This window comes from Provencibacterium massiliense, assembly GCF_900169495.1.
Lineage (GTDB): Bacteria > Bacillota > Clostridia > Oscillospirales > Ruminococcaceae > Harryflintia > Harryflintia acetispora.
Window position 1 is genome coordinate 42,241 of sequence record NZ_FWCH01000008.1, and the last position, 21,932, is coordinate 64,172.

Annotated in this window: 19 protein-coding genes; 2 read left to right on the top strand and 17 right to left on the bottom strand. The window is 60.6% G+C overall.

The window, feature by feature from the left end; translation table 11 throughout:
• Positions 1 to 33 precede the first annotated feature (33 nt).
• Complete coding sequence (locus tag B5477_RS01005) at positions 34 to 846, top strand: DeoR/GlpR family DNA-binding transcription regulator (RefSeq protein WP_079697985.1); 813 nt, start codon at positions 34 to 36, stop codon at positions 844 to 846.
• Between the two features lie 79 nt (positions 847 to 925).
• Here B5477_RS01005 and B5477_RS01010 read toward each other — a convergent pair whose 3' ends face one another.
• The 9 genes from B5477_RS01010 to B5477_RS01050 form a co-directional block, all read right to left on the bottom strand.
• A complete protein-coding gene (locus tag B5477_RS01010; protein WP_079697986.1) occupies positions 926 to 1,960 on the bottom strand; it encodes an amidohydrolase family protein in 1,035 nt (344 codons plus the stop codon).
• Between the two features lie 113 nt (positions 1,961 to 2,073).
• Complete coding sequence (locus B5477_RS01015) at positions 2,074 to 3,408, bottom strand: hypothetical protein (protein ID WP_079697987.1); 1,335 nt, start codon at positions 3,406 to 3,408, stop codon at positions 2,074 to 2,076.
• Between the two features lie 307 nt (positions 3,409 to 3,715).
• The gene (locus B5477_RS01020; RefSeq protein WP_079697988.1) at positions 3,716 to 4,918 is read right to left on the bottom strand and encodes a MalY/PatB family protein; all 1,203 of its coding nucleotides are present in this window, start codon (positions 4,916 to 4,918) and stop codon (positions 3,716 to 3,718) included.
• 14 nt (positions 4,919 to 4,932) lie between these two features.
• On the bottom strand, positions 4,933 to 6,201 hold the full coding sequence (locus tag B5477_RS01025; RefSeq protein ID WP_079697989.1) for a family 4 glycosyl hydrolase: 1,269 nt from the start codon (positions 6,199 to 6,201) through the stop codon (positions 4,933 to 4,935).
• A 7-nt stretch (positions 6,202 to 6,208) separates the two neighbouring features.
• On the bottom strand, positions 6,209 to 7,777 hold the full coding sequence (locus B5477_RS01030; RefSeq protein ID WP_079697990.1) for an FGGY-family carbohydrate kinase: 1,569 nt from the start codon (positions 7,775 to 7,777) through the stop codon (positions 6,209 to 6,211).
• Positions 7,778 to 7,789: 12 nt separating this feature from the next.
• Complete coding sequence (locus B5477_RS01035; RefSeq protein WP_242942089.1) at positions 7,790 to 8,641, bottom strand: carbohydrate ABC transporter permease; 852 nt, start codon at positions 8,639 to 8,641, stop codon at positions 7,790 to 7,792.
• The gene (locus B5477_RS01040) at positions 8,638 to 9,513 is read right to left on the bottom strand and encodes a carbohydrate ABC transporter permease (protein ID WP_079697991.1); all 876 of its coding nucleotides are present in this window, start codon (positions 9,511 to 9,513) and stop codon (positions 8,638 to 8,640) included. The genes B5477_RS01035 and B5477_RS01040 overlap by 4 nt, the downstream gene beginning before the upstream one ends.
• Before the next feature lie 93 nt (positions 9,514 to 9,606).
• Positions 9,607 to 10,935 (bottom strand): extracellular solute-binding protein, encoded by a 1,329-nt coding sequence (locus tag B5477_RS01045; RefSeq protein ID WP_079697992.1) that lies wholly within the window; start codon positions 10,933 to 10,935, stop codon positions 9,607 to 9,609.
• 37 nt (positions 10,936 to 10,972) lie between these two features.
• A complete protein-coding gene (locus tag B5477_RS01050) occupies positions 10,973 to 12,301 on the bottom strand; it encodes an extracellular solute-binding protein (protein ID WP_079697993.1) in 1,329 nt (442 codons plus the stop codon).
• Between the two features lie 241 nt (positions 12,302 to 12,542).
• Here B5477_RS01050 and B5477_RS01055 point away from each other — a divergent pair, with 241 nt between their 5' ends.
• Entirely contained in the window at positions 12,543 to 13,256 is a 714-nt protein-coding gene (locus B5477_RS01055; RefSeq protein ID WP_159448887.1) for a GntR family transcriptional regulator, read from the top strand.
• Between the two features lie 78 nt (positions 13,257 to 13,334).
• Here the strand turns inward: B5477_RS01055 and B5477_RS01060 are convergent, their stop codons facing one another.
• The 8 genes from B5477_RS01060 to B5477_RS01095 all read right to left on the bottom strand — a co-directional run bounded on the left by B5477_RS01060 (position 13,335) and on the right by B5477_RS01095 (position 21,821).
• Positions 13,335 to 14,477, bottom strand: a complete 1,143-nt coding sequence (locus tag B5477_RS01060; protein WP_079697995.1) for a Gfo/Idh/MocA family protein — start codon at positions 14,475 to 14,477, stop codon at positions 13,335 to 13,337.
• 16 nt (positions 14,478 to 14,493) lie between these two features.
• Positions 14,494 to 15,264: an amidohydrolase family protein gene (locus tag B5477_RS01065; protein ID WP_079697996.1), complete on the bottom strand. Its 771-nt coding sequence runs from the start codon at positions 15,262 to 15,264 to the stop codon at positions 14,494 to 14,496.
• A gap of 56 nt (positions 15,265 to 15,320) precedes the next feature.
• Positions 15,321 to 16,550, bottom strand: a complete 1,230-nt coding sequence (locus B5477_RS01070) for an ROK family protein (RefSeq protein WP_159448888.1) — start codon at positions 16,548 to 16,550, stop codon at positions 15,321 to 15,323.
• 107 nt (positions 16,551 to 16,657) lie between these two features.
• Positions 16,658 to 17,965: an amidohydrolase family protein gene (locus tag B5477_RS01075; RefSeq protein ID WP_079697998.1), complete on the bottom strand. Its 1,308-nt coding sequence runs from the start codon at positions 17,963 to 17,965 to the stop codon at positions 16,658 to 16,660.
• 3 nt (positions 17,966 to 17,968) lie between these two features.
• Positions 17,969 to 18,853, bottom strand: a complete 885-nt coding sequence (locus B5477_RS01080) for an ABC transporter permease (RefSeq protein WP_079697999.1) — start codon at positions 18,851 to 18,853, stop codon at positions 17,969 to 17,971.
• Complete coding sequence (locus B5477_RS01085; protein ID WP_079698000.1) at positions 18,831 to 19,601, bottom strand: ABC transporter ATP-binding protein; 771 nt, start codon at positions 19,599 to 19,601, stop codon at positions 18,831 to 18,833. The genes B5477_RS01080 and B5477_RS01085 overlap by 23 nt, the downstream gene beginning before the upstream one ends.
• On the bottom strand, positions 19,598 to 20,422 hold the full coding sequence (locus B5477_RS01090) for an ABC transporter permease (protein ID WP_143533519.1): 825 nt from the start codon (positions 20,420 to 20,422) through the stop codon (positions 19,598 to 19,600). Before B5477_RS01090 ends, B5477_RS01085 begins: the two co-directional genes overlap by 4 nt.
• A gap of 22 nt (positions 20,423 to 20,444) precedes the next feature.
• Complete coding sequence (locus tag B5477_RS01095; protein ID WP_079698002.1) at positions 20,445 to 21,821, bottom strand: type 2 periplasmic-binding domain-containing protein; 1,377 nt, start codon at positions 21,819 to 21,821, stop codon at positions 20,445 to 20,447.
• Between the last annotated feature and the right edge of the window lie 111 nt (positions 21,822 to 21,932).

Genomic DNA, 21,932 nt, shown 5'->3' on the forward strand with positions numbered 1-21,932 from the left:
TAAAGGTAAGTAAGCGAAAAGGTGGGCAACGGCATGGACGGCAAAAAACTCAGCGAACGGCAAAAGAAGGTCCTCGCCCTTATTGAGGAGCAGGGCAGTGTGAGCACCGAACGGCTCTGCGAATACCTCTCGATCAGCGAGAGCACCGCCAGGCGGGTACTGATGACCCTGGAGGGAAAAAAATACATTCGCCGGTTCCGGGGAGGCGCCATGATCCTGCGCAGCAACCGGCCCGAGCCCCCGGTGCTGCGGCGCTCGCAGGAATCGCACGCCGAGAAGGAAGCGATCGCCCGCAGGGCACTGCAATACATCCATGAAGGGGACACCATCCTGCTTTCCGCCGGTTCCACGGTGCTCGAGCTCTGCCCGCTGCTGAAGGATTTCCAGCATCTGACCGTGCTCACCGATTCCCTGCTGGTGCAGAACGCCCTGATGTACGAAGAGAACATCCAGCTCATCCTGCTGGGCGGCATCCTCAACGCCTCCGAGCAATGCACCTACGGCTTCTTCACCAGCGACAACGCCGCCCACTTCAGGATCAACACCTTTTTCACCGGCGCCAAGGCCATCAGCGTGCGCCACGGGCTGATGACCGACGACTTTTCGCACCTGCCCCAGTACCGCAGCTTTCGCGAATGCGCCGACCGCACCGTCGCCATGGCCCACCATCAGAAGCTCTACCAGGACGGGCTCGCGACCCTGCTGCGCTTTCAGGAGGTGGATGCGCTGCTCATCGACTCCGGCCTGCCCCAGTCGCTGGCGGGCGATCTGCGCGAGGCGGGGTGCAACCTCGAGCTGTGCGGGCCGTCCTACGCCAGCGCCCCGCCACCCGAACAGGCAAAATAAAAAACCGAAAGCCAAAGCGGCCCCCGCGCTCGTTTTCCAGCGCCGGGGCCGCTTTTTCTGTCGGTCGGTCTATGTATTTTTAAGAAATGTGGAACAGGCGTTTAAAGTTCCCGCAATAGATGTCCTCGAGCGTCTCCCGGGGCAGGTAGAGCCCGTAGGCCTTGAAGCGGCCCTGGCCGCCGGTCGGGGACAGGCTGTAGTCAAAATACTCGTCGTCGGTCTCCAGAATCCGGTAGTAGATGTTGTAGCTGTCCGGCGATTCGACGGGATGGAAGTCGGTCCCGAAGAAAATCCGCTTGGAGTATTTTATGCAGAAGCGGCGGGCGGTATAAGGCTGGCGGCTGAGATCCCCGATCCGCGCGGCGATGTCTATGCGCATATTCGGGAATTCCTCCAGCCACTGCGCCACCTGCAAAAGATTCTCGGAATAGGAGCCGGCGTGCGCGATGATAAAGGTGGTGTCAGGGTTTTTGCGCAGAAGGTTCTGCTGCATCTCCATGAGCTGCTCGAAGGAGTACAGCTCGGGATTGCAGAACGACCAGTCGGGATGCTCCCCAAGCTCTTCAAGACGCTCGTTGAAGCGGTCGATCGGCCTGAAGAAGGCCGGCGGGTCGGCGATGTGGAACAGGATGGGCAACGAATAGCGGGCGGCTTCCTCCCAGATCACGCGCAGCCGCTCGTCATCCGGCGTGATGTACTTCCCGCTGCCGTCCTTGATCCCGAGGCCGATCGGCTTCCAGAACTTGAGCCCTCTGATCCCCTGTGAAACGCCGTAGCGCAGACTGCTTTTGACATAGTCTCCGAAGTCCGGCTCGTCGAGCCGGGAGACGTCGACGTTGCCGAAATTGAGGAAAAAGTCCTCCTGGCCCGCGATCTTTCGCTTCATCTTGTCCAGCTCGTCAAAGTCGAAGCCGTCCAGATTGACCACCGCCTGGATCCCCTTTTCGCGCAGGGAAGTCACCGCCGCCGCCGTGTCATACAGCTCGGTGTAGCCGTCCCCCATCATCAGCTTCCCCCAGTGCGTGTGGCAGTCGTAGACCGGGAAGGCGGGCTTCTCCACATAGGTCTCTTTTAGGACCAGCTCGCTCCTCGGTTGGTATTCCTTCAGCAACATTTTCTTCCACCCCTTTGTTTGTTATAACATTTCACCCATATATTACCCCCGCGCCATCAAAATTGCAAGCAAAAATTTAAGGTCCCCGAAGGCTTCGGGGACCTGCAAACATATCACGAATCGAGCGGGTGGTCGAAGACGCGCAGCACCGGGGCCTGGACCGTTTCGGTGCCGCCGGCGCTGGTGCGGCGGGTCACCTCGCCCATCCGCCAGACCGAATCGAAATCCCAGGCGGAGAAGGTGCCCGGCGCCGAGAAGCCGGACAGCGCCAGGTTGGTCCCGTGCACGGTCGGCCAGGTGCTCACCGAGAAGCTGGCGGCGGTGGGGACGGTATGATCATAGGCGTAGCTCCACAGGCCGTCGCGGCTGGCGGCGCTGCCCACGATACTGCCGATGTTGTAGCTGTCCGACAGGGAGGAGGTGCCGTCATGCACCTGGTCCATCAGCCCGCTGCAGCGCTTGGGGGAATACAGGCTCCCCGCAAAGAAGCAGTCCTTCATGAGGACCCGCCCGGTCACCAGCCCGACCACGCCGCCGGCATAATTGGTGTAGCCCTCCGGGACTGTGAGGGCCGCCGCGCTGTAGCAGCGCTCGATCTCAACGACGCTGTCCATCATGCCCGGGGAGCTGACCAGGGAGCCGATATACACTTCCTTGCTCACCACCGTGCAGCTCGCATCCATCCCGAGGTTATAGAGCTTCATATTCCGGCCCACGAAGAGCGAGGTGGTGTAGCCGTCGTAGTCGGGGAGGCTGTAAACCGGTCCCAGCGGCGCGCTGACGACATGCAGGTTTTTTAAGATATGCCCGCCCCCGTCATAGGTGCCGATAAACCCGCCGTACGCCACGGCATGGTTGGCGCTGAGCGACGCGTTCGGCCAGATGGGCGCAAAATCCCCCCAGCCCGCAAAATCGAGGTCGGCGATCTGCCGGTAGCAGCGTTCGTTGTGCACCCGCACATGATTGAGCTGGTCGGGCGTGGCCACCCGGAAGGGGCTGCCCCCGCTGCCGTCCCCCGCGTAGAAGGCCCCCTTTGTCCCAACCGCGCACCCGCAGGTGGGCCGGGTGGTGAAGGTCTTGGTAAACGAAGCCTCCCGGTCCAGCCCCGTGCGCTGTTCCTCTACGTGGGCGGCCACCGTCAGCGTCCAGCTGCTCGGCGCGACCGGGTCGTAGCGCAGCGGCAGGTGGACGGTGGACGTGCCCGCGGGCTCGATGGTCACGTCCGCCGTCACCTCCGGCTCCCCGTATGCCGCCTCGCCGGGATAGACGGTGAAGGTGTATTCCCGCGTGCGCGGCGAGCGGGTAAAGGGGACGTCGATCCCGTAAGCGCAGCTGTAGCCGTCCCGCACCTGCACACTCACCCCCTCCTCCTGCGCGGCCCCCGCGCCGGAAGCCAGCGGCAGGGCGAGCGCGGCGGCGAGCATGGCTATTTTCCATTTTTTCTTCATCTCGTCTCCCCCAAATAAGAAAGACCAGCAGAATAGTCTGCTTGCGGCCGCCCGCCCCGGGGGAGCAGAAAAAAGCCGTCCCTTTTCCTTGCAAAATTCGCCAGAACAGGATATAATTAGGATAAAGGCGGGAATTTTGTTCGCAGCGCTCGAACCGCCCGCGAAAACAGAACAAAAAGACGACCGTTAGCAGACTATGCTAACGGTCTTTCTTTTCCCGGCTCCGCCCGCCGCCGGGCACATAGCCTCCCGGGAAAATGCCGCGCCCCGCCGCAGCTTTTGCTGCGGCGGGGCGCGGCACATATTGTCAGGAGGAACTTATAAGCAGCGATCCCTCATTGAGCGCCCCGGCCATCCGCTCGAGACACCCGGCGAGGACGCAGCGCGGACAGGCGGCGTTGATCCGCTCGAAGCCGCTCCCCTCCTTTCCGAAGATGTCCCCCTCGTCGAGCACCACCCCGGCGCGGCGGACCATCAGCTCGCGCAGGCGCTTGCTGTCGGCGCAGTAGGCGCGCAGGTCGACCCAGATGAGGTAAGTGCCCTGGGCTTTTACCATCACCGCTTTTGGCAGGCGCTTTTCGAGGTATTTCCGCGCAAAGCGGATGTTGTCGTCGATGTATTCGTTGACCGTGTCCAGCCAGTCCTCGCACTGGTTATAAGCGGCGGCCATCGCGGCGAACCCCAGCGGGTTGTCGGTCGAGATGGCAAAGCGTGCTTCGGCCTGCCGCCGCCAGACCTCCTGGAAGGCGGCGCCGGGGATGATGATGTTGGAAACCTGCAGCCCGGCGAGGTTGAAGGACTTGGTCGGCGCGGTGCAGACGACGATATGATCGGCATATTCGGGACAGACCTTGAGGATCGGATGGTGCCGCTCCTCGCGGCGCACCAGGTCGCAGTGGATTTCGTCGGCGAGGATCCACCTGCCGTACCGGCTGCAAAGGCGCACCACCTCCCGCAGCTCCTCCTCGCTCCAGACCCGGCCGACCGGATTGTGCGGGCTGCAGAGGATCATCCCCTTGGTGCCGGGATCGGCGAGCTTTCGCTCGAGGTCCCCGAAGTCCATTTCATAGGCCCCGCCGCGGTAGCGCAGGGGGTTGTTGACTACCCGCCGCCCGCCGCCGAGGATGATGTTGGTGAAGGGATAGTACACCGGGCGCTGGATCAAAACCCCGTCCCCGGGGGCTGTCAGCGCGTCGATGAAATAAGCCATCGCCGGGATGACGGCGGGGGAAAAGAAGATATGAGCGGGGTCGATCTCCCAGCCGAACCGGCGGCGAAACCAGCCGGTGACCGCCCCCTTACACGCCGGGGTGTCGTACTCGGTGTAGCCGAATATTTTCTGCTCGATCCGCTCATGGAGCGCGTCCACGATGGGCTGCGCGCAGGGGAAATCCATGTCCGCCACCCAGAGCGGCAGCGCGCCCTCGGGCGCGTCGGGCGGAAGGTGCTCCCATTTGATACACTGGGTGCCGGAGCGGTCATACACCCGGTCGAGATCGGATTTTTTCATTTCCACGCCTCCGCTCAGTGAAACTCGGGCAGATAGGGGGCGTTGTGCGAGAGGATGTCCTCAAGCAGCGGCTGCGCGATCCGGTAGTCGCCGATCAGCGGATGGATCATCATGCAGCGCAGCAGCCGCGTGCGGCTGCGCTCCTTGGCCGCGGCGATCAGCTCGGTTTCAAACGCCTTCATCGCGCCGATCAGCGGGGCCGCCGCCGCGGGCAGCCTGCCGCAGGCGATCGGGCGCACCATATTCTTTCCGACGACGCAGGGCGCCTCGACAAAGCCCTCGTAGGGCAGCTCGGGGATGGCGCCGCGGTTTTCGGTGACCAAGTAATGGGTCCGCCGGTCCCCCGTGTGCAGCGAGCGGATCGCCTCGACCACCGTGCGGGAATAGCCGTAGCCGCCCCGCCTCGTCAGCGCCTCGGGCACAAAGTCGGCCGTCTTGTATTCCGCCAGCAGCTCGCCGTTGATCTCCTTGACCAGCTGGGAACGCACCTGAGCAGCCTGCTGCTCCTTGCCGATCAGCTCGCGTTCGAGGAAATAATACTGGAAGTACTGGTTGGGCAAAAACCCGAGCTCCCGGCAAAGCTCCGCCGGGAAGGGGGTGCGGTCGCTCTCATAGTCCTGCATATCGCGGAGTATCTCGGGCATGATCTCCTTCCCGCGCAGCTGGAAGGAGTCCACCACCGTCAGGTGGTTGAGCCCCCGCCAGGTCATGAAGTAGTCGTCCTCGTCGCCGAAGTGAAACTTCTCCTTCAAAAAGCCGATCAGCCGTGTCGAGGCGTTGCACACCCCGATCACCTTTTTGACCCCGCACCCGGCGAGCGCCTGGGCCACCAGCTCGGCGGGGTTGGCAAAGTTGAGCACCCAGGCCTGCGGCGCTTTGTCCACGATCAGCCTTGCCAGCTTCTCCGCCTCATAGTAGGTGCGCAGGAAGGTGGCGATCCCGCAGACCGACACCGTTTCCACAAAGGGGATCTTATATTTCTTCCCGAGCAGCTCGTCGTCTATCCGCATGTCCTCCCCCCCGATCCGAAACTGGATCAGGATGTAGTCGCACCCCTCGAGTGCCTGCTCGTAGCTGTCCACATAGGAGATGCTGATCGGGGCGCCGCTCTTTTTGGCGATCCGCTCGCAGAGCCCGCACACCACCTCCTGCCGGCCCTGGTCGACGTCCATAAAGCGGATGTTCACCCTGCCGAAGGCGCCGATGTCCTTGGCGATCAGGTCCACAAGCTCGGGGGAAAAGATGCTCCCTCCCCCGATGACCCCGAAGTTTACCGTTTTCATAACGCTGTCACCTCTCGTATCGTTGATTGATTTGCAGCCTCTTTTTGTCAAACTCGTTCATAGTCCTCTCCAGCGGGAGGTAAACCTCCCGGTAAACTTCCCCGAAATAGGCGCTGCGCCGCGGGTCCGGCAGGACCTCCTGCCGGATGGCCCCTTCGCAGGCCTGCGCCGCCTCACGGTGGCCGGCAAAAACCTTGCAGCCCACCCCGCCCAGCAGCGCCGCGCCCGTCGCCGAGGCTTCGGGCAGCGCGGGGATGATGAGCCTGCTTCCCAAAATGTCCGCCTTGACCTGCAGCCAGGTGGGGTCCTTGCTGCCCCCGCCCACCATCACCACGGCGTCCTGCGCCGAAAAATCCCCCTTGAGGACATGCGCCATCTTCTTGGTCTGAAAGGCCATCCCCTCGACGGTGGCCAGCAGCAGCGCGGACGCATCGGTATCCTTGGAAAGCCCCGCGTACATCCCGAGGCTGTCGCGGTCCACCCATGGGAAATAGGTGCCGAACACCCGGGGCAGGAAGAGCTCGGTGCTGCGAAAGTCCGCGCCATAGCGCCCCGCAAGGCGGGAAAAATAGTCGTCCCAGCCGAGTGCGAAGCCGAACTGTTCGTCGGCCACGACCCTGTTTTTCAGCCACTCGGTCTGTACGGCGCCCAGCGTCTCGATCATGCTGCTGTGCTCGCCGGGCATCACATGCCGGTCACAGATGTGGCGGCACTCCTCCATCGGCTCCGGCAGCTCCCCGCGCTGAAAAAAGGCGAGCATGTCGATGGTGCCGGTGATCGAGAAGAGGTTCCCCTCCACCAGGGGGTGGCAGGCGAAGGCGGCGCACTCGTAGTCGTGCCCGCCGGTGCACACCAGCACCCCGTCGGGCAGGCAGGCCTCCTCGAGCGCCGTCTGGCAGACCGGCCCGATGGGGGTGCCGCTCTCCAGCGGCGCGCCCAGCTGCTCCTCTAGAAGGCCGGTGCGCATGAGGAAGCGGGAAAGCCACCCCCGCTCGCCCCAGTCCCACATGCCGCAGGAGAGCGCGGTGCTGTAGTTGCGGGTGATCTCCCCGCTCAGGCGGTAGGCGATGTAATCGTCCACCGAGACGACGTGCGCGATCCTGCGCCCCTGCTCCCTCTGGCAGAAGGCGCTGATGTGGAAGCCGGAATTGTTCTCCTCCAGCGGGTAGCCGGTGCGCGCGCAGAACTCCTGGTTGGTAAAGCATCCGGCGTAGTAAGCGGCCTCGCGCGCGAGCTCCCCGGGGGAGACCGAAAAGTCGATCTGCTCCCCCTTCTCGTCCAGCAGCAGCACGGTGCACCCGCAGCTGCTCACCGCGATGGAGCGCAGGCGGCAGCCCTGCGGCAGCTCCTTCATTGCCCGCGCGATCGTCTGTGCCGTGATGAGCCAGAGCTTCTCCCCGTCGAAGCGGCGCTGGGGGCCGGTGTCCGGCGTTTTGCCGTCGGTGCCCAGATACGCGGGCAGGGTCGAGGATTTCTGTAAGCAGACCTTGCGCCCGCGCGCGTCGCACACGAGCACCTTGACGCTGGTCCCGCCGATGTCCACCCCGGCCAGGACCTCGGTCATCGTACCGTTCATGCCATCCGCCCCCTATCCCTTGGTCGCGCCGCCGACGATCCCGGTGATCAGGAACTTGCGGAAGACGATCGCCACGATCGAAGGCGGGATCAGCGCGAGGATGCCCCCCGCGTTCATCAGCCCGTAGTCCACCGTGATCTTGGTCACGAATTCGGAGGCGACCACCGCGATCGGCTTGGTCGCATGGGAGGGCGCCAGGATCAGCGGGATCTGGAACTGGTTCCAGGTCGTCAGAAAGACGATCAGGGAGGCGGCGAAGATGATCGGGTAGGAGATGGGCAGGATGATCCGGACCATCGTCCCGAAGCGGGAGCATCCGTCGACATAGGCGGCCTCCTCCAGCTCCCGCGGCAGGGTGTCGAAGTAGCTGATCAGCAGCCAGACGGTCAGCGGCAAAAAGGAGGTGATATAGACCAGCACCAGCCCGAAGAGATTGTCCAGCAGCTGCAGCGAGACGAACAGCCGGTACAGCGGGATGATGGTCGCAAAGACCGGGATGGCCATGGTGAACAGCAGGATGTCGCGGATCAGCTTGACGCCCTTAAACTTGATCCTCGCCAGCGGATATGCGAACGAGACGGCGAAGGGAATCCCCAGCAGCAGCGACAAAAAGGCCGCCTTGATGGAATTGACGAGTCCCTTGCGGAAGAGCAGGCCCTGCTGGTCCGAGTCGGCGATCAGCTTTATGTAGTTTTGGAAGGTCGGGTTCTTGGGAAAGAAATTGGTGGAGTTGGCGAGCATCTCGGACTGGGGGGTTATACTCATGATGAACGACCAGAGGATCGGCCCCAGCGAAAAGGCGACGAAGCAGATGATCGCCAGGGTGTAGACCACCCGGAAGGCAGGCGATTTCTTACGGCTCACAGGTAACTCACCTCCCGGTAGACGTTGCGGATATAGATAAGCCCCAATATCCCGGCCAGGATCATGATGATATAGGTCAGCGCGCTGCCCACCCCGTAATCCAAGAAGCTGAAGGTGCGCAGGTAGGCGTCGATCATCAGGTTTTTGCTCATATCCCCATAGCCGGACAGCGAGACGATCTCGTCAAAGACATTGATCGCGTTGATCGAGGTCGAGGTCAGCACGATCCCGAAGCTCGGCACCAGCAGCGGCAGGGTGATGTGCTTAAAGGTCTGCCAGGTGCCGCTGCCGTCGATCACGGCGGATTCGTAGATCTGCCGCGGGATGGCCTGTAATGACGAGAGCGTCACCACCGCGCAGAAGGGGATGTTCCGCCAGGCGACCACCAGCGAGGCGATCAGCATGATGGACCACCGGCTGTTGAGCCACTGCACCGGCTGTTCCACCAAATCCAGGCGCAGCAGCAGCCTGTTTAAAAAGCCGAAGCTCGGGTGGAAGATCCAGCGCCACATCACGCCGTTGACGATGGGCGGCAGCGCCCAGGGGATGATGGCGATGGCGGTGAGCACGCCGTTGAGCTTGCTGTCGACGTTGAGCAGCAGCGCGATCGCCAGCCCCACCACGGCGGTGAGGACCACGACCACCACCAGGATGACCATGGAGTTTTGCAGCGAGTACCAAAACGAGGAGTCGCTCAGAATCTTCTGGTAGTTTTGCAGCCCGACGAACCGGTTGTCCTGCGGCGCGGTCAGCTTCATATGCTGCAGGCTGTAGTAGAAGGTGACGATGATCGGGTAGAACACCAGCGCGATCATCAGCACCGAGCCCGGTATGAGCATGGCGTATGGTAAAACGTTTCGTTTCTTCTTCATCATAGTCCCCCTCTTCCTGTGAAAAACGCGGGCCCCGAACCGAGCCGCCGGCAGCGGCCCCGCCTGGGGCCGCTGCCGGAAAGCCGAAAATTGTTACTGGCGGAGCTCCTCCACCCGACTGGCGATGTTCTCGTAGGCCTGCTCGGGGGTCAGGGCCCCCTGCACCATCTGGTTGACGCTGTTGTAGATGGTGTTGCTCATCTCGGGATACCACTCCGGGATGCCGCCCGGGAAGGGGGCGGAAATGTAGTCCGACTGCTCGATGAGCACGTCGCCGCCCTCGATGGTGCCGTTGTCAATGAGCTGCTGGAGCGCGACGGTGCGCGTCGGGATGTTGCCCTTTTCCCCGTACATCTTGACCTGGATGTCGGGGGAGGTGTACCAGTCGATGAACTTGCGCGCGGCCTCCTTGTTCTCGCTGTACTTCGGGATGCCCACCCCTTCCGGCAGGGCGAAGGTCGCGGTCTTGATGGTTCCGTTGCCGGGCACCAGGGTCGCGGCGGCCTTGCCGACCACCTGGGATTCCTCGGGGTTGTTGATCAGCCCGATGAAGTAGGTCGGGCCCACCATGAAGCTGGCGGCTCCCGCGGTCAGCTTGCCGTAGACCTCGATGTCCTTCATGTTCTGGCTGGCCGGATCGATCAGCTTCTCTTCGTTGACCAGGGAATTTAAGAAGGTCAAAGCGCCTAGGACATTGTCCTTGTTGACAGAGAAGTCGTCGTTAAAGAAATCGCCGTACTTCGAGAGGGTCATCCACAGAAGGCTGGTCGTGGCGGCCTCGGTGGCGGAGAGGGTGAAGGAAAGCGGATACTCGCAGATCCCCGCCTCCTTGATCTTCTTACAGGCAGCGATCGTCTCGTCCCAGTTTTGCGGCGCGGCGTCCACGCCGGCCTGTGAAAAATGCTCGGTGTTGTAATAGGCCAGGCGGAAGTCGTTGGCATAGGGCAGGGCCAGCACCTCGTCACCGTAGATGAAGGACTGTACGGTGGGCATGCCATCCTTCTCCTCCTGGGTCATCTCGATCGGTTCCATCCAGCCGGTCGCGCCGAACTCGCCCACCCAGGACCAGTCCACCTCGACCACGTCGGCCGGCGCGGTCTGCCCGACCGCGGCGATGGAAATCTTGTTGCGGATGTCGTCCCAGCCGACGATGTTCATCACGACCTTGATCCCGCTCTCGGCCGTGAAGCTGTCCAGAAGCTCCTGCGAAGGCTCGGCCCACGGAGGCACCATGACGGTGATCTCTCCTCCCGCGGCACTCTCAGCCGGGGCCTCTTCCTCGGGGGCGGCCTGGCTATCGGCCGGGGCCGAGGACGGCGGCGCCTGTGCGGAAGATGTGCTCTCGGCGGGCTTGCTGCCACAGCCGGCAAAGGCAGAGGTCATCACCGACAGACAGCAAATCAGACTCAATATGCGTTTCATACTCATTCCCTCCTGTCAATTGGTCATACTCGTTTTCCTATCCGCGAAGCTCGTTCACCTTATCCTCGATGCCCGCAAGGGCCTGCTCGGGGGTGATCGAGCCTTGCACCATTTGGTTGACGTTGTTGTACACGGCGTTGCTCATCTCGGAATACCACTCGGGGATGCCGCCCGGGAAGGGGGAGCTGATGTAGGTGGTCTGCTCGATCACCGTCTCGCCGTCCTTGAGCGTGCCCTCCTCCATCATCTTTTCCAGCGCCACGTTGGAGGTCGGGATGTTGCCCTGCTCGCCGTAGAGCTTGATCTGAGTCTCGGGGGCGGTGTACCAGTCGATGAACTTTTTGCCCGCTTCCTTGTTGACGGCATACTTCGGGATCCCCAGCCCCTCGGGGAGCGCGAAGGTGGCGCTGCGCACCGCTTCGCTGCCGGGTACCAGGATCGGGTCGGTCTTATCCACCACCTGGGACTGCTCGGGATCGTCCAGGCGCTCGTTGTAGGCGATGGCCGCCACCATGAAGCTGGAGGAGTTCGCCATCATCTTGCCGTCCACCTCGGTGTCCTTCATGTTGAGGCTCGCCGGGTCGACCAGCTTGTCGACATTGACCAGGCCATTGACAAAGTTTAACGTATTCAGCACGTTGTCGTGGTTCACCGACATGTCGTCGTTGAAGAAGGGCCCGTATTTCGCGTTGGTCAGCCAGAGCATGGTGTTGGTGGTCGGTTCGGTCGCCGAAAGGATGAGGGAGAGCGGGTACTCGCAGATCCCGGCCTCCTTGACCTTCTTGACGTCCTCGATCACCTCGTCCCAGGTGGCGGGGGGCTCGGTGACGCCGGCGGCCTCGAAGTGCTCCTTGTTGTAGAAGGCGATCCGAAAGTCGTTCGAGTAAGGGACGGCCAGCACCTGGCCGTCATAGATAAAGGAGGAGATCGGCGGCATGGATTCCTGCACCGCGGCGTCCACGTCCAGCGGCTCCATCCAGCCCGCGGCACCGAACTCGCCCACCCAGGACCAGTCCACCTCGACCACGTCGGCCACCGCGGCCTGCCCGACCGAGGCGATGGAAATCTTGTTGCGGATGTCGTCCCAGCCGACGACGTTGAGGATCACCTTGATCCCGCTCTCGTCGGTGAACTCCTGCAGCAGCTCGGGGCTCGGCTCGGCCCAGGGCGGCAGCATGACGGTGATCTCCCCGCCCGCGGCGGTCTCGCTCTCCGGTTCGGACGCTTGCCCGGACGCCGCGGGAGGCGCGCTCGCAGGCTCGCTTTCGGCCGGCGCGCCCTGGCTCTGGCCGCAGCCTGAGAACGCGCCGATCGCGACCGCCAGGCAGCAAAGCGCCGCCAACATCTTCTTCATATGCCTCTTCATGATAAACCTCCTTAATTTTTAATTTGCTCTATTGGTACATACCAATATTAACATTATACTATATTTATGTCAATTATTATTTAAAATTTATATATAATATTGAAAAAGATTCGTACCAATAATGACAAGATACGTAAAATATGGTAGAATAAAGAAACTGCATCGAACTGGGGAACGGCCTTTTCCACAGCGGCATTTTGACGCGGACGCCCCGGTAGCATTTCCCGAGAAAGGAATGGTCATGAGCATGGAGGAAAACGGTTATCGCTACAGTGAGCTGTTGAGCCGTTTGAGGGAAAAGATCCAGTCCGGCGAATGGGAGGAAGGGCGAAAGCTGCCCACCGAACGGGAACTTTCCGAGGAATATGGGGTCAGCCGCGCCACGGTGCGCAAGGCGCTGGACATCCTTGAGCAGCGCGGCCAGGTTTACCGCAAGCAGGGCAAGGGGACCTTCGTCAAAAACAAGCCCTTCGACCACAAGCTCTCCAAGTCCTACAGCCTGCGCGAGGAGCTGAGAAGGCGGGGCATCCGCTGCACGGTGAAAATCTTGGAGTTCTCCCTGATCTATCCCGACTCGGAGGTGTGCAGCCGCCTGAACGTGACCAAGGAGCGGCGCGTCATCCGCCTGCGTCGCCTCTTCTACGCCGATATGGTCCCCTTCGCGCTGGACACCACCTATCTCCCCCACGACCTCTTTTCCGAGGCGACCCCCGAGCAGATCGATCAAAACGGGCTGTACAACACCTTTGCCAGGATGGGGCTGTCCATCTCCCGGGCGGTGGAAACCATCCGCGGGGCCCGGCTGCGCGAGGACGAGGCGAGGCTGCTGCACATCGAGCCGGACGTCACCGTCATGCAGAAGTCCCGCGTCGCCTATGACGGCACGCGGGCGATCGAGTTCAGCGACGGCGTGGTGCGCAGCGACTTTTTCTCCTATACCGTCGAGCTGCGGTAGGGACGGGCGGCAAAAAGGCTCCCGGTCTGAAACGATCGTTTCAGACCGGGAGCCTTTTTGCCGTTTAGGCAAGCGTTATCAAGGCAGCTCGACCCATCTGTGCTCACGGGCGCTGAGCGCCGCGCTCTCGCATAGCTGCAGCAGTCTCAGCCCGTCTTCCAATCCGGCGTAGCAGCCCGCGGCGTTTGCGTCTTTGGTAAGAGATCCGTAAAAGTCCAGGAAGCCCTGCTTAAAGGTGTCCGCGAACCCTTCAGCGTGGCCGCCGGGGTAGCCGGTAACCCGGCGCGCAGGTTCCTCGAGCAGCTCCGGAGCCTTTTCGATCTCCTGATTGTAGCCGTCCCGCCGGCCCCACCAGAGCCGGTTGCCGCAATCACTGTCCCAGCAAAGGGAGCTCTCACTGCCGGCGACTGAAAGCAGGAGCTGGTTCTTGCGCCCGGCAAAGGCCTGGCTGAGCGTACAGCTGCCCACCAGCCCGCTTTCAAAGCGAAACATCAGCAAGGCGCAATCCTCAGTGCCGACCGGCACCTCCTGCCATTCCCGTGCCGCCCCGTTTGCGGCGCAAAAGGTCTCCGACCCATGCAGCGGCTTTTTGCGCTGCCGGTGGAAGGTGGAAAACTCGGCCATCACCGCCGTAATTTTCTGTCCACTCACGAATTGGCAAAGGTCCATCCAGTGCGAACCGATGTCCGCCACCGCCCGTGTCTCGCCGGGAAAGTCGGTTTCCAGCCTCCAGCTGTAGTCGGTGTCGTAGAGCAGCCAGTCCTGCAAATAGGAGCCGTGGACCGAAAAAAGCCGTCCCAGCTTTCCCTGTGAAATCAGTGAGCGCATCTGCATGATTTGTGGGTTATAGCGAAAACTGAGGTTCAGCCCACAGCGCAGCCTCCGCTCTTCTGCCAGCTCACAGAGCTGGCGCGCCTGGTCGGACGACGAGCACAGCGGCTTCTCACAAAGCACATGGATCCCCTTTTCCAGCGCGAAGCGGGCGAGCTCATAGTGCGAGCGGTTGGGCGTACAGATATGCAGCACGTCCGGGCGCTCCCGCTCGATCATCTCCAGGGCGTCGTCATACCCGCGCGGAGCCCCGCATTTTTCCGCCTTTTGGGCGGCTTTGGCCGGATCGGCAACCGCGATCAGCTCGGCCGCCCCGGTGCGGTGCAGCGCCTCGGCATGCACCGCGCCGACAAACCCCATTCCCGCAATGCAGGCCTTTAATTTTTTCATTGCAACCACTCCCTTCTCACAGTCCAAAGTACCTTACGGCGTTTTGCGAGAGAATGAGCGACTTCTGCGCCATGGGCAGGTCGAGCCTCAGAATATCCTGTGGGAAGACGCCCTCCCCGGCATACATCACCCGCTCGGGGCCGAGAAAACGGACCGCGTGCTCGATCCAACCGGGCATATCGAGCGGTGGATAATGCCGCATGCAGTAGTCTGGCAGCCAGGCGGTCTCCATGATCATGCTCCCGAACCGCTCGGCCATGGTCAAAAACTCGTAGTAATAGTTCCCGCCCAGATGGGAGACGATCAGCTTGAGGGCGGGGAAGTCCTCCATCACCCTGCCGTATTGTACCGGGAAGCCGGTATGGCGGTAGCTGCCCTTGTGATGGCAGGAGGCATCCTCATCCATACAGACCCAACCCATGTGCGGCAGTACCGGGAGCCCCAATTCGACAGCGGTTTCATAGAAGGGATAGATCGCCCTATCATCCACATCGAAGTGCTCGAAGTAGGGATAGAGCTTCACCCCCTTGACAATTCCCTCCTTCACCCATGCCCGCAGCTTTGTGAGGGAATCCTTCATCCGGTTAAAATCCAGGTAGGCGATCCCAAAATAGGTGCCGGGATGCGCGCGCACCTGCCGGCACATCCCTTCATTCTCCTTCTCATTCATGCAGATCAGGGAAATCTTATCAATTCTCTGCTCCTTTAGATAAAGTTCCAGGGGTGCGTTGTTATAATAGGGCACGCCCTGCAGCGACCAATAATGGCAGTGGGTATCTACAATCATTGCGCGCTCCTCCTGCCGCCAGAGGCGGCTGTCGGCAAGCCGTGCGTCTCCCTTCTTTAGCCGCTCACCGCCAGATGGTTTCCCTCAGCCGACGGCGCATACCGCTTAAAGAAGGTCTCATACCCGCGCAAGGCCCCGCCCAAAGCCGCGGCATTGGGCACATCCTGGGCATAGCACAGCTCAAAGGAATATTTTTTTTCATACAGATAGTTTTGCACGCAGCGCTTTCGGACCATGTCCAAAAAGAGGCTGCCCACTTCGGGTGCATAGACGTTCATGCGGGCCAGAAGGCCCCCCACCACATACAGCGGGATATCCAACAGGTTGATGGCGCAGGAGAGCCCATACGCCCAGAAGTCCGAAAGCTCCTCCAGGATATCCATGGCCGCCGGGTTGCCCTCCTGGGCGCGCTCGGCGAGGATGCAAATCTGCCGTTCACCGTCCTGCTCCCCCTCGCCGCCGGAAAGCAAACCTTCCTCCCGCATACGCCGCAGCAGCATGGCGGTATCGGCATATTCCTCCAGCCTATGCTCGCTGCGGCACAGCGGGCTGCCCACGCTGAGAAAGCCGAAATGCCCGGCGTTTCCCGAGGCGCCGCTGTACAACTCCCCCTTAAGGCATACCCCCGCGCCCACACCGGTGCGCAGCGCGACATAGACGAAATCGCGCACATTCTGACCGGCGAGCCGCTCGCGCTCGACGTTGGCCATGTAGAGGATGACGTTCTCGATCTCGGTCTCGCAGTCAAATTCCTGCGCGAGCCGCTCGCAGATCGGGACATTATTCCAGTTCGGGCAGTTGTGCATGGCCACCGAGAGCCCGCGCTGCTTGTCGATGCTCCCCGGGTTCCCCACGCTGATCGAGCGCAGCTTGGCAAGAGGTGCGCCCGCCTCCTCCATCGCCTGGCGGATCGCCGACACCAGCAGCTTAAGCACCTCATCCGCATGAAAGCTTTGCGGAAATTGGATGGAGCGCGAGAACACCGTCTCACGACACATATTGAGGATCAGCAGCCGCACCACGGGAGGCTCGAAATCCACCCCGACAAAATAACCGCTGTCTGAACGCAGCCGCCACAGCACCGGCTTGCGCCCGGTGACCGACTGGGCAAACCCGTCGGTCTCCACCATGCCCTCACGTTCGAGCTGGGAGACGATGGTATCCACCGTGGGGCGGCTCAACCCGGTCGACGCGGCGATCGAGGGAATACTCAGCTTCCCGCTGGTCTTGAGGGAATTTACGATCAGATATTCATTATAAAGCTTATCCAGTCTCTTCGTCTGCAAGGATGTTGCCTCCGCTCTTATGCTTTTATAAGAACAATGTAACATATACCAGAAAAGTTCACAACCACATTGTTCCAGAAAAACATCCTTATTTTTCCTGCACGCCGCTAAATATGATAAAGTTTTTTCGCATTCTCGCGCAGGATCATCCGCGCAATCTGCTCCCCCTCGCCGCGGCTGATAAATCCTTCCCCCACCTTATCGGCCAGGACCTGCGCAAGAACGCGCCGGGCCGTGAGGAAGGTGCCGTAAGTCTCCTCGACCACCGCGCAGTCCGCCCCCCAGGTAAACTTGTCCCAGGGGACGAGCTCCAGCCAGTCACCCAGCAGCCTGCGCGTACCGCTCGGTCCGGGGAAGCCGGTCAGAAGCCAGGCCAGGTCCAGATAGACATGGCTGGCGTATTTGGCGGTCATCACGAACTGCTGGTAGTAAGCCCCCCCGCAGTGGAGGACGACGATGTCCGTCCCGGGATGGGATTCGATCAGGTCGATCAGCAGCAGGGGATTGCTCTGGTCGGTCGGCGCGGGGGAGCCGGTATGGATCTGCACCGGCAGACCATACTCCCCGGCCAGAGAGAGGATCAGGTGCATGGTATAATCCTGGAAGCGGGTGATGTCCTCGCCGCTTATGCTCTTCATCGCCCAGCCGTTGTGGGAGACGCACTCGAACGCCTTTCTGGCATCGTTGCGGGTGACATTTTTGTAGTTCATAAACCGCTTGTAGGCCTGCATGTCCTTGATGGCCACCACGCCCTGCTGCTTGGCCGTTTTGACAGCGTGGCGGAGCAGCTCCTCGAAGTCTGCGAAGCTCTCAGCCCTCCTGCCGTACTGCTGCTCCAATTTTTGCAGCACGCCCGAATCGAAGCCGGAGAGGAAATCCCCGAGATTGTGCAGCGGCAGGAAGTATTCGCGTTCAACCTGTCTCGGGTCCGCCCGCCCGACCACGAGGGTCTTTTCAATATGCGCCTTTTGGCGCAGCACATGGTCGTACCAATCCTCGCGCTGGTTCGACGCCTGCATGCGCTGCGAAAAGATGGTCCACTGCTCCTCGCTTTCGGGAATCGCAAAATCCAACCCGAACAGGTCGCGGCAGCCCTCCATGAACATACGAAAGTGGGGCGAGGCCTTTCCCCGCCAGATGACCGGCGCGAGCTTTTCCCAAAGCTGGGCGGGCGAAGCCTCGCAGCTGTCCCGGTGATTGCCCAGCGCATCCCCAAAATCGAACTGGGTGGTGCGCCACCTCTCGTCCGGCAGATAACTCAAAAAGCCGCTGTTGTTGTTGGCGAGCAGCACATCGTAGAGGTAGGACTCCTTCTGCGCGCGGCGGCGCGCCTGTTCGGGCGCCATGGTGTGGTCGTGGGTGTTGATGATCTCGATTTCGTCGATATATTCCTCAAAATAGGTTTTTTCATCCACCGCTTATCCCTTCTTTCCATTTGTCGTCTGCGCGCTAGATTCCATCTGCGGCTGCCATCGCGTGAGGTAGGCGCACAAACGATAGAGCACCTTCAAGGTGAGCAGCGTATAGATCACATACAAAAACAAAACGATCAGGATGATCCCGGTGTCCAGGCGCTGCCTGGCCAGCACGATGATCCGCCCCAAGCCATTCTGCGAGGAGATGAACTCCGAGGCCATCGACAGCGCCCATGCCTGCCCGACGATCATCTTCATACAACCGCTCAGCTCGGGGATGATCCCCGGCAGAGCGACGCTCCAATAAAACCGAGCCTTGCCAGCGCCCAGCGTACTGGAAAACTTGTGGTAGACCGGCGGGAGGTTTTCGATGGCGTTGACCGTATTGATGTAGACCGCCACAAAAATGCCGAAGGCGATAAACAGGATATAACCCGCCTCCGAATCGCCGAACCAAGCGAGAAAGAGGGTGATCAGCGCCATTTGCGGCACGATGCTCACAATCCGCGATGGAATGCTGGTGAAGGCGTGGTAATACCGGTTCGCCTTATACAGGATCCCGCAGAATATTCCCAGCGACACCCCGATCAGGAAGCCCGCCGCGATCCGCAGGAAGGTACGCGCGGTGTGGTAGGCAATTACGCTCAGCGAGACGAACGCCGAGGGGGCAACCCCGTAATTTCCCGTCCCCAACCCTCCCATCCCGTAGAAAGCCGAAAGGTTTAAAAAGGAGCGCGTCAGGACGGAATAGAGGGAGGGGAAAAGGTAGGAGCCGTTTTCATAGCTTTTGGCAAAGTGGGCCGCTAAACCCTCCCAGCAAAGGACAATCAAAAAAACGCTCATCAGCTCGAACAGCAGCTTTTCCCTATTGTGCTTTCTGGCTTTCATTCCAATAGGCCCCCTTTATGTACTCCTTGGCCTCGATAAATTTTGGGTCGGAGCGCAGCTCGTCACGACGCGGACGCGGGAAGGGATTCTGATATTCCAGCGCGATCTTATGCCGGTTGAGCACAATGATCCGGTCGGAGAGCAGCACCGCCTCCTCCACATCGTGGGAGATGAAGACGGTCGTCTTTTTCTCCTTGGTCCACAGGTCCATCAAATCCATTTGTAATCGGCATTTGGTCGGATAGTCCAGCGCGGAAAACGGCTCGTCCATCAGCAGCACTTCAGGGTTGTTCGCGTAGACCGTGGCGATGGTCAGACGTTTTTTCATCCCGCCCGACAGCTCCTTGGGATAGGCGTCGGCAAAGTCCTGCAGCCCAACCATTTCAAGATACTTCTGCGCGATCTTTTTGCGCTCCTGGCGTGGCATTCCCCGCACCTCGAGGCCGTATTCTACATTCTTTTCCACCCTGCGCCAGGGGAAGAGCGCCGTCTCCTGAAAGACCACCCCCCGCTGGGCTGAGGGACCTTTGACCACCTCCCCGTCCATGAGGATTTCCCCTGATGTGGGCTCCTCGAAGCCGGCTATACAGGAGAGCAGCGTCGTTTTCCCACAGCCGGAGGGGCCGATGACGAGCAAAAACTCGTTGTCGCGGATGGTCAGGTTTATATCCTCCAGCACCGGTACCGCCCTTCCCGACTCAGTTTGGAAGGTTTTAGAGAGGTTTTGCAGCACGATCTTATCCTTCATCTCTTCACCGCCTCGCTTTTCACTTTTTCCTGCCACCTGGTCGCACGCCCCCAGAACAGGCCAAGCAGCAGATCGGTGACCCCTGCCAGGATGATCACCCAGACCACCCCGATCAACACCAAATCCAGCGCATTCATCAGCTTGGTATGATAAAACACCTTACCCAGCCCGTGCTCTGAGCCCATCATCTCGATGATCACCTGATAGCCCCAGGCCCAGATGATCCCGACCCGAAAGGCGCCCAGCAGCTCGGGCAGGATGCACGGCAGGATCACGTCCCGCTGCACCCGTGTGCGGGAGGCGCCCAGCGTCAGGGCATAGCGCTGGTAGATGGGCGGGACGTTTCCAATGGCGTTCATCGTGTTGACGACAATGGTCAGAAAGGAGTAGAGCACGATCACCGCCAGCTGCACCGCCACGCTTCTGCCCAGAAGCATGAACAGGATGGGCACGAAGGCGATGGGCGGCACGGTTCGCAAAACATCGATGGGCAGGTGGAGGAAATACCGCAGCCTTTTGTGCATCTTCATCAGCATCCCCGCCAGCACCCCCAGCAGGCTGCCCAGGGTGTACCCTGCCGTCACCTTTAAGAAGGTCGCCGCCACATGGGGCCAGAAGCCGTGATCGCCGGCGCCCGCCATATTGAGCTTCTCCGAGGAAAAGAGCGTGGTAAACAGGCCCTTTAACACCGTGATCTCATTGGGCAGCCGGTAGCTGCCCAGCCACAGGGACATCAGATGCCACACTGCCAGCAGGACCGGGATCGAGAGAACCTTGAGAAGATCGCACAGTTGCAAGCGGGATCTGCCCTTCGTTTTCACCTTTGACTTCCCCCTTCACCGCCTAAATCTTGGAATAGTCCGCCCACTGTATGGCCGCCTCGGAAAAATTCTTCGCATCCAGGTAATCGTAGTTTTCATGATAATATCGGGCCTTCTCCAGCAGTTCCTTCGCCGTTTCCAGCGCCTCGCTCTCGCTCCCCTGCGCGATGGCCGCATCGGCCTGTGTAAAGTTCAGTTCGGCCTCTTCTTTTAGTTCGAGCATTTTGGCGTAGACCTCGTCGGCGATACAGATGTCATCCACCGACAGTTCACCCTGCTGGATATATCCCTTCTCGACCCAGTCCTGGATATAGGCCCCGATCGAATACTCGAAGTAGAGCGGGGATTCCTTATTGTAGAACCAATCGTACTGATCCTCGAAGGAAAAATAAGGAGTCAGCACGCTGTAGGCGCTTTCCATATCCGCTTCGGTATTCTGGCTGCCGCTGATCGAGTTCATGAAGGGCAGATGGATCGCAATCGCCTCCTGGCGGCTTTCGTTGATGAAGCGCGCCTCCCTGAAGACGACGCTGGAGAAACGCAGGATGGTGTCATAGTTTTCCTCGATATAGCTGTCGTAGGTGGTCCAGCCCACCTGGAAAACCGAGCGCAACTCGGGCGAATCGACCGACGCCTTGGCGAAGGCCACGATGTCGCTCGCGCTCACCACCACGACCATCCCCTTATTCATCAGCTCCTGTGCCGCGCTCAGTCCCATTCCGCCGCAGAAGTCCAGCTGCCCGGTGAGCATCATCGAGACAATCTCCGAGTCTCCGAAGGCCTGTAAGCTGACGTCCTGCAGGCCCAGCTCCCCCATCTGCAAGGCCGAGGTGACGAAGCTGTGGGAGGAGGCGGTGCCGTCATAGGCGAAGCTGCCGCCCTTCAGCTGCGCGACGGCCAGCTTCACGGCCTCGGCCTCACTGTGGCCCTCTTTTTTAAAATCCTCCACCGTCTTGGTTCCCGGCTGCCCGAGCACCACGCTGCCGTAAAAGATGGAGTTGAAGGCAAAGGTCTTGACCGGGGGCAGGTCCTTGATTGCGCCCATGATCTGTACGGTGGGCTGGTCGATCATATCTCCCTTTCGGGAGGCGACATACTGGGTGGTGTCCTCGCCGGTGATAACGGTGCCATAGGGTTCGGGGTCGAAGCTGATCCCCAGCTCCTTGTACCATCCCTTTTCAATCCCAATTGACGCCGCCGAACAAACATAATAGGGTTCGAGGACGATTTTAATGGCAGTCTCGGGGATGACCGGGACTGCCGGCTCCTGTCCCCCCTGGCTTACGGCCGGGGCACTGTCCGGCGCGGGCTGGTCGGTGTCCGTCCCGCCCGTGCTGCATCCAAACAGCAGGGAGGCCAGGGCGAAGGTTGCCGCAAATCGTACCATACGCTTTGTCATAGGGATTCCCTCCTCAAAATATTTTGGTACCCTCATTATACACGCCAAATTTCTATTTGTAAATATGTTTTTAAAAAGTCTTAATAAAAACTTATTTATTATATAAATGAA